Origin of the sequence: Bacteroides sp. AF32-8BH (genome assembly GCF_003435205.1) — a bacterium.
Lineage (GTDB): Bacteria > Bacteroidota > Bacteroidia > Bacteroidales > Bacteroidaceae > Bacteroides > Bacteroides ovatus.
In genome coordinates this window covers 1-7,476 of record NZ_QVLZ01000087.1, presented here as the reverse complement: position 1 = coordinate 7,476, position 7,476 = coordinate 1, and the positions used below count along the sequence as shown (strand labels likewise).

Annotated in this window: 12 protein-coding genes; 4 read left to right on the top strand and 8 right to left on the bottom strand. The window is 50.9% G+C overall.

The features are described from left to right. The first annotated feature begins 172 nt into the window (after positions 1-172). The 4 genes from DWZ47_RS29820 to DWZ47_RS29805 all read left to right on the top strand — a co-directional run bounded on the left by DWZ47_RS29820 (position 173) and on the right by DWZ47_RS29805 (position 1,810). Positions 173-403, top strand: coding sequence for a DUF3873 domain-containing protein (locus DWZ47_RS29820; protein ID WP_008645914.1), 231 nt, complete (start codon positions 173-175; stop codon positions 401-403). Continuing rightward, positions 343-648: a DUF6956 domain-containing protein gene (locus tag DWZ47_RS29815; protein WP_032567514.1), complete on the top strand. Its 306-nt coding sequence runs from the start codon at positions 343-345 to the stop codon at positions 646-648. Before DWZ47_RS29820 ends, DWZ47_RS29815 begins: the two co-directional genes overlap by 61 nt. Positions 649-701: 53 nt before the next feature. After that, the gene (locus tag DWZ47_RS29810; protein WP_008645916.1) at positions 702-1,010 is read left to right on the top strand and encodes a hypothetical protein; all 309 of its coding nucleotides are present in this window, start codon (positions 702-704) and stop codon (positions 1,008-1,010) included. 164 nt (positions 1,011-1,174) lie between these two features. Next, the gene (locus DWZ47_RS29805) at positions 1,175-1,810 is read left to right on the top strand and encodes a hypothetical protein (RefSeq protein WP_008778212.1); all 636 of its coding nucleotides are present in this window, start codon (positions 1,175-1,177) and stop codon (positions 1,808-1,810) included. 72 nt (positions 1,811-1,882) lie between these two features. On the opposite strand, the gene DWZ47_RS29800 is transcribed toward DWZ47_RS29805, so the two are convergent. The 8 genes from DWZ47_RS29800 to traK form a co-directional block, all read right to left on the bottom strand. Continuing rightward, a complete protein-coding gene (locus DWZ47_RS29800; protein WP_008645928.1) occupies positions 1,883-2,410 on the bottom strand; it encodes a glycoside hydrolase family protein in 528 nt (175 codons plus the stop codon). Then, a complete protein-coding gene (locus tag DWZ47_RS29795; protein WP_008645930.1) occupies positions 2,407-2,913 on the bottom strand; it encodes a DUF3872 domain-containing protein in 507 nt (168 codons plus the stop codon). The genes DWZ47_RS29800 and DWZ47_RS29795 overlap by 4 nt, the downstream gene beginning before the upstream one ends. Positions 2,914-2,931: 18 nt before the next feature. Next, positions 2,932-3,804, bottom strand: a complete 873-nt coding sequence (locus tag DWZ47_RS29790; RefSeq protein WP_117515652.1) for a toprim domain-containing protein — start codon at positions 3,802-3,804, stop codon at positions 2,932-2,934. A 7-nt stretch (positions 3,805-3,811) separates the two neighbouring features. Further along, positions 3,812-4,387 (bottom strand): conjugal transfer protein TraO, encoded by a 576-nt coding sequence (locus tag DWZ47_RS29785; protein ID WP_117515650.1) that lies wholly within the window; start codon positions 4,385-4,387, stop codon positions 3,812-3,814. A 2-nt stretch (positions 4,388-4,389) separates the two neighbouring features. Then, positions 4,390-5,376 (bottom strand): conjugative transposon protein TraN, encoded by a 987-nt coding sequence (gene traN / locus DWZ47_RS29780; RefSeq protein ID WP_008645936.1) that lies wholly within the window; start codon positions 5,374-5,376, stop codon positions 4,390-4,392. A 54-nt stretch (positions 5,377-5,430) separates the two neighbouring features. Next, complete coding sequence (traM, locus tag DWZ47_RS29775; RefSeq protein ID WP_117515648.1) at positions 5,431-6,855, bottom strand: conjugative transposon protein TraM; 1,425 nt, start codon at positions 6,853-6,855, stop codon at positions 5,431-5,433. Next, positions 6,836-7,144, bottom strand: coding sequence for a TraL conjugative transposon family protein (locus DWZ47_RS29770; protein ID WP_117515646.1), 309 nt, complete (start codon positions 7,142-7,144; stop codon positions 6,836-6,838). The genes traM and DWZ47_RS29770 overlap by 20 nt, the downstream gene beginning before the upstream one ends. A 5-nt stretch (positions 7,145-7,149) precedes the next feature. Further along, on the bottom strand, positions 7,150-7,476 hold a 327-nt coding region (gene traK, locus DWZ47_RS29765), incomplete at its 5' end, for a conjugative transposon protein TraK (RefSeq protein WP_117515645.1).

Sequence of the window (7,476 nt, the reverse complement as noted above, 5' to 3'; positions counted from 1 at the left end):
TTAAGGGCGAGCGTCAAGGACTTTGCCGAGAAACACGAACTTGACAAGTTCTTTTATTACGGCTTCGGCTCACATCATTTCTACCTGCACCAACGCTATACGAGTAACCCCGAAATAGTGATGCAGAACAGAGTGTTGTCAGTACATTTCTAACCATCTAAAAATAACGATTATGAGTACACGGATGACCATCAACGGAGTAAGCACCTGCACGCAAGCAGGGACAGAGAAATACGAGAAGTCCCAAACGGGTATCGGCAGACGTAAGCGGACACTTATGCAATACGACTACCGCCACACGGACGGGGAATTGTTCTCTTGTGTGAAACCCACGTTAGACGAGTGCCGAGCCGCACGGGACAAGTGGCTGACGGCAAAGGAAAGAAAGGAGGACAAGCGATGAACGAAGTTGCCTACCAAACGCTGATAGTCAAGTTCAGCGAGCCAATCAAGGCATTGGACGGAATGTTTGATGATGCCGAAGCATGGGGAGTTGATACCCTGAAGGGGTGGATAGACAACTATGAAAGTAGCAGGTTTACTGCCATTGACAGCCATACGGCAGTCATAACGAGCGAGTATAACATGGAGTGGCTGAAAGAGTGGCTGGAAAGATGCACACCCATAGCCGAGAAAACTGAATTTTGAACGTTGTGGCGGTGTCCGCACCGCCACAACATAACGCCTAAAATACAACGAATATGATAGCGAAGACAATTTTGGAGCAGATAGGTGGCAGACGCTTTGCCACCATGACGGGAAGCAAAGACTTCATAGACATGGGCAACGGCTTACGCATGAGCCTTGCGAGGAACAAGACGAGTGCCAACCGCCTTGACATCATCTATGATGCAGGGGCAGACCTCTACAATATGCGCTTCTACCGCAGGACGTTCAGCAAAAAGACATTCGAGTGCAAGACGAAAGACATAGAAACGCACGAGGGGATATATTGCGATATGCTGGAGGAAATGTTCACGATGGTGACGGGGCTTTACACCCGTTTTTGAGAGGTGGGCGGCGAAAGCCGCCTACTTTCTTTCAGTGAGCATGATGGCGGACAAAGAAAGTAGCAAAGAAACCTTTGTTCCAATCTTCGATAAAATTCTTATTTGAATATGTAAAATTAGCCATAAAAGGCTAATTTTGCATTGTTATTTTTTTGTATATTAATATGAATATAGAAGATTTACAACTAATTGTAGAAACAATATATCAGCACAATCCATCTGCATATAAACGAGGAGGAGATGTTGAGTTGTTGAATTCTCATATAAAAGCGATGCAACATCTGAAAGAGGTCAATAAAATACATTATAAAGAATATAATTTGACTGATTTAGAAGCATTAAGTATCGTCATCCTTGAAGGCTTTGGTAGTTCTCGGTTCATACAAGAACCTCTGTATAATAGGCGTAAATTGAATGCCTTAACAGAAGTTTTAATCCAAAACTTAGATAGTGCATTAAGAAAAGCTCCTAAAAATACTCACCCTGTGTTATATGCCAATGATGGTTTTATGCGTGGTAATAATAGGATTGGAGATATTTTTACCGTAAATGGCTTTTTTACGACATCAATAGATGATTTTGATAATGCTCATTCTATAAAATGGATAATTGAGCCTTTACCGGAAGGTCAAACAAAAGCTCATGAAATATATAAAATATATAATCATGGAGAGGATTGTCCGTATCCTGAATATCAAGTGGAATTTGAAAGAGGAACAAAATTTGAGATAACTGACATAAAGAAAGGCAAAGAATATAATGTAGTTCATATAAAAGAACTGCCATCTCAAACTATCTGATAGCAGCAATATATTAGAAAATCCGATGAAGTTGCGGCTTCATCGGATTTTCTTTTGTCAGGTACTTATTATTTATGGTACATACAACAGTGCAAACTCCGCCTTTCTCCGTTTGAGCAGCATGGCGTGCCGTTTCCCCTTGTAGTTGCAGAAAGCGATATACTCCCGATAGATGTTCCTGTCGCCCGCCTCCAACTTTCGGATCAGCGTGCTTTTGGGAATCTTTCCGCTACCCAAAAGTCGATATGGACCGACATTGTAGGCGAGCGTGGCAAGCAGAAGCGAATCCTTCCCGAACTGCTGGAACATCGCGCAGAACTTCCGCAGGTCTTTTCGCAGAAGCGCGTCCGCCTGCCGCTTCGTCATGGTGCGTGCCGAATACCTTTCCCCCGGCTGCAACCGATGTCCATATCCTACATACGGGTGATGTTTTTCCGAATGCCAGCCCTCAAAATACTTCGTGCATCGCACCGCCCTCTCGAAAAGCGGCAGCCGGTAGATAGCCGCCTGCCCGTCCGTTCCCTCATGGCGTCTGTTCCGTGCGGACACGGAACAGACCGCCAGAAGCGAACAGAGGATAGCCATGAATACACGCATCATCGTGTAAGGGGCTTGAAGTTCCCGATGGGGACAACAGTGATAACCCCGTCATCCTTCACGTTTCGGTTGTTGAAGTCAAATTCCAACTCGTAGGAGTTGCTGAAATTGTCCTCCACTACCACGATGAAGTTGTGCGCTTCCTCACCCGCCGCCGTGTAGTACAGCCGGAACTTCTCGTTTTCGAGCAGGTAGCGGTCATTGGGCAGGAACGTGATTCCGTTGTCCATTTTCAGCGTGCCTTCCCCCTCGAACTGGAAATACCGGATGGTGTAGAGGGTGTTGGCGAAGTCGCCCGTCTTTTTCAGCTCACAGCGGATTTCAACCGTCTGCCCCTTCGTCACCTTGTTCGGCACGGGCATGGTTTCCACCGTGAAGGGATAGGATTGCTGTATGTCCATGTCGTCGTCACACGATACGAGCGTGAGCGACACGGCAGCGAACAGGCAGAGTGCCAACGTCTTGAAGATTGATATTCTCTTGTTTTTGTTGTTCAGTATGTTCATTGTCATTTGATTTTTAAGTTATTGTTCTTTTTTGGTTGTCAGTTGCAGATACTCGTTCAAGTCCTTGCAACCGTCATAGAGAGCGGAACGGTCATAGACACGTTCTCCATAATGTCCTTTCAGCGTTTTCAACGTGCGCCGTCCGGCTGCGTCATGGTCGAGATAACAGTCTATGCACCCGTAGCCGTCCAGATACCTCATTGCCTTTTCCACGTTGGCAACAGAGTTCAATACGAGGCACTCACCCTTTTCCAATCCGAACGTGGCAGCAGAAAGAAAGTCCATGAAGCCTTCAAAAACGCTGCACACGTCAGCTGGAGAGCCTTCCGCCTTGACCAGCGACACATCTTTCGGAGGCACGCATCCTTTGAAGAAGCGGCTGCGGATCTCATATCCACCCGCCACGTTCGGGAAACCGACGGCAAAATATCGTTTGCCACGCACACAGTAATTCAGTCGGCAGCAGTAGCGTGATGCGACAACGTAAGGAATGCTCCGTTCCGCCAGATAGTCTGTCAGTGGAGAACGAAGCAGAGGGACGGCTTCCACTCCCTCAAAGGCAGGTTCTGTCTGCTTCGGAATGTAGGTCGGTTTGTCAAACTCTGCAATCTGCATATTAGAGGTTCCCGCTATAAACTTCACTTGTTCCATGAAGTCGCCACTTCCGATAAACTCCCCGGCAAGCGTGAAGATGTCACCACCTTTGCCCAGACCGAAGTCGTACCAGAGCTGTTTCGCCACGTTCACACGGAAAGAGGGCGTGCGCTCGCCCCTATACGGGGCGATATACCACAGCTCGTTACCGCTCCTTCTGACAGGCTCATGCCCCAGCCGTGCGAGAAAAACCGCAATGGGCATTTGTCTGATGATGTCTATTTCCGTCCGTTCCATGTCCGTGTCAGTTGATGATGAACTTGATTCCGACCCCGAACTGCGTATGAAACTTCCTCGTGTCGCCACCCCACAGGCAACGCTCCCGGAGGTTGGCGAGCAGGGCGATACGGTCTGCCACGTAAAACTCCACATCGAGCGTCAGCGCACCGCCGTAGATGAAGCCGTCCCGGTCATGGAGCGTGGAGCCGTCATGCAGTACCTTTTCGCCCCAGTTCACCGATTCATATCCGGCAAGAGCCGAAGCACCTGCATAGACGAACACGATTTTACGGGCATCGGAAAGTATCTTGAAGTCGTATCCGCCCTCCGCCGTGAACTGCGCCACGGGTATCTTTCCGTCCTTGTAAGGGTTGTTCTTCAACAGATATTCGCCGCCGAACACCCATTTGTTCCCCTTTTTCGTGTAGGTGGAGAGAGCCGCCCCGAAACTGTACCCGCCGTCGTTGCCGCCGGGATTGAAGCGGTCCGCCATGTTCGCCCTGACCTCGATGCCCTGCATCTTCGGCAGGCATCGCTGGGCGTGCGCCTGCCCCGTACACAGGGCAAGCGACGCGATGATTATTGCGATGTACTTTCTCATGGTCAGCGCACTTGAAGTTCGTTGATGGTATTGGCACGTACCAAGTCCTCGTTCTCAATCACGAAAGACTGGTGACGCCCCCCGTTCTTCTCGTTGAGTTCCACCACGAGGCATTTATCGTCGGGGATAGTGAACTTCGCCATCGTGAACACCGTGCGCTCGCTCTTCTTGCCCGGCACGAGTGTGGCGTAATTCTGCGCACGGAGCGGCAGGATGATCTGCTCCTGCACGGCGGTACGCTTCGCCACCTTCTTGTCCACGATTTTCCATGTGATGTAGTCCACATCGAAAGGCACATTGCTCTGGTTCTTTATCTCCGTGTGGAAATAGAGCAAACCATTATGCGTGTAGATACCTTTCAGCAGATACTGGATACCGAATCGCTTGCAGCCGATGTGCTTCACCTCGCGCTTGTTCTGCTTGTGGATGGACTTCATGATAAGGCGTACCAGCATCGGGCTTTCGCTGCCCAGTTCCTTCAGATAGATTTCCTGCGCATTGTTCGGGCGGTTCACCTTCTCGCCGTCATGGATGAAGTCGCACATCTCCACATTGAGCAGCAACGGTTCGGAGGCATATTTCACGTTGAAGGTATAGAAACTCCCGTCCTCCGTTATCACGGACATATTGGTTTCGTTCGGGAAGTTCCTCACGGTAGCCTTCACGCGGATGACGTTCTCCGCTCCGTCGGCTTTGCCCGCAATCAGGTCGGGCGAACCTAAATCGACGTAACGAACCTCCGAGGGGAAAATGACGTGGACGGTCTTGTCGTAGGTCACTTCCAAGCCGTGCGGAGGGACCATGCGGTCAAAGGTCAGCTTCTTTGTCAGCCCGTGATACAGGTCGCCGTCCGCCTCCTTCTGCGGATAGACCTCCTTTGTCAAGGTCGGTTGTTCACTTCCGTTGTCCTTTCCAACGGTTACGTTCTCCTGCGCGTTGGCAGTTACGATGCCCATAGCGAGGGCAAACATGATGATTACTTTTCTCATTACTTTGGATTTTAGTGGTAAATAAAAATTGGATTGTTGTTACTTTTTCTGTTTTCAATTCCTGTCCTGATAGAGCATTACCTTATACCCGGCTTTCAGATGCACCTTGACGGTACGCATCTTCTTGGCGATATACTGGCTTGTGCCTTGTATCAGCCCCTTGCCCAAATCGGAGGCAAGCTGCGCCCCTGCGTTGGTGGAGATATTGATGCTGCTGCCCAGCGAGCCGCCCATGTTGGCGGCAACCTCCCTGACGGCATTCATTTCCATCGAGTTGGGAATAAAGATACCGGGTTGCCCGTCCGTGTCATACACCGCCAGCTCCACCGGAATGATAGTGCCGTCATATTCCAACGACGTGATTCCTATGTCAAGCCGTTCGCCCTGAATCTTTGCTGTGCCTACCACCACCGCATTGCGGGGGATGATTTTGTCCGCTACCGCCATCGGCTCCAACAGACGGAGCTTGACAGCCTGCCCGTCCGTCACACTCTGCGCCCCATAAACGCACGCCGATATGGTGTTTTTGTCCGATACGGTCGTGACGCCCACCGCCGTATTGAAACTGCGGTTACGCTCTTGCGAGAAGGAGGCGACAAACTCGGCGTTGCTCATCGGCTGTGAGAGCGAGGATACAACCTGATGCGCCACCAGCCTGACAGGTGCAGCCGTGTTCTTTCCGGTTTTCTGCACGGGGCAAGGCTCTGCCGCCTGTCCGACAGGTGGCTGTGTGCCGTTCTGTCCGCCCATGTACTTTGCCGCCAGTTCATAGGACTTCTCCATGAGTGCCACTTGGTCATCCATAGCGGACGCCTTGCCTTTCTCGCTCTCCAGTTCCGATTCCAGCGAGGCGATACGCTCCAACAATTCGTCCATTTCCGCGTTGTCGTTCTTCGGTTGCTCATAGAAGTTGCCGAGCGTGGCATTGAGGTCGCGGTAGGCGGCTGCGGAGGATTGGATGGTTTTCGGAGCGGATGATTTTGCTGTTGCATCTTCCGCATTTCCGGGATTGGCAAGGTCGAAGTCCCTACCACCGTCCGTTTCCACCACCTCGCGGTCGAACATATCGCCCAGTTCCTGCATGGCGCGGCTGCGGTTCTCCTGCCGTTCCTCCATCGCCCCCTGTTCGTAGGCTTTCGCCTTGTCGCCGATGATCTGACGGTTCGCCTTGTCCGCGTCGGGCATTTCGATGTTGTAACCTCCCGTCCCCGGTTGCTGCTCCTTGTCGGAAGACGGGGCGAATATCAGCCACATAGCCCCGATAAATACCAGTACCATAGTGGGCAGCACTATCATTTTCTGACGTTTCAGCCTTTGGGCTTCGGTCAGCGGCTTGCGCTCCTTGGCTTTGCCTTCCTCCTTCGCGCCTTGGCCATTCAAGCAGGCTTGATGGCTCTCGGCTTGGCGTTGGTTCTTCGGTTTCCCGTTGTCGGGAGCCGCCTTGTTCTCGTTTTTAGGTTCATTCTTCGTCTGTTCCATATAAATAAGGTATTACATTATGATTGTTGTCCGGCTTTACGGACAGTTCCACTTGTCCGGCATGGTCTGTCACCATACGGCTGCCGTCATTCCTGCCGATGTCATAAACGGCTTTGCCGAAGGTGTAAATGGCAAGCACCGCGAAGGCGGCGAGCATCGCCAGCACGATGCGCCTGCGAGTCTTCGGGGGCAAACCGTCCAGATAGCCTTTGAGCCTTGCCACCAGCATTTTCTTTTTGTCGTGGAGCTTCCAGTACGCACGCCAAAATGATTTCCTGATTTTCTTCATGTCCGTTACCTTTTGATGGTTTGTAAATCCTTGTTCTCGATAATGGTGAATCCCTCTATGGTGAAACCGTTGGGATTGTCGTCCGAACGGGACGAGTTCAAGAGGCGGCACGTCGTCACGAGGCTGCGCTCGGTGACGTTGCTTTGTCTGATGATCTTCTGCGTGGCGTAGGTCACGGCACGGTAGGGATAGCCGTTGAAATCGCATACCACGCTGTCCACCTTCAGCACTTGGTTGATATTCCCGGCGATGATACGGTTGTAGTACCCCTTCTCGGCGAAGTCCGAATAGTAGTTGTACACGCTTTTGTCCGCTAATAGCAGGGCGCGTTT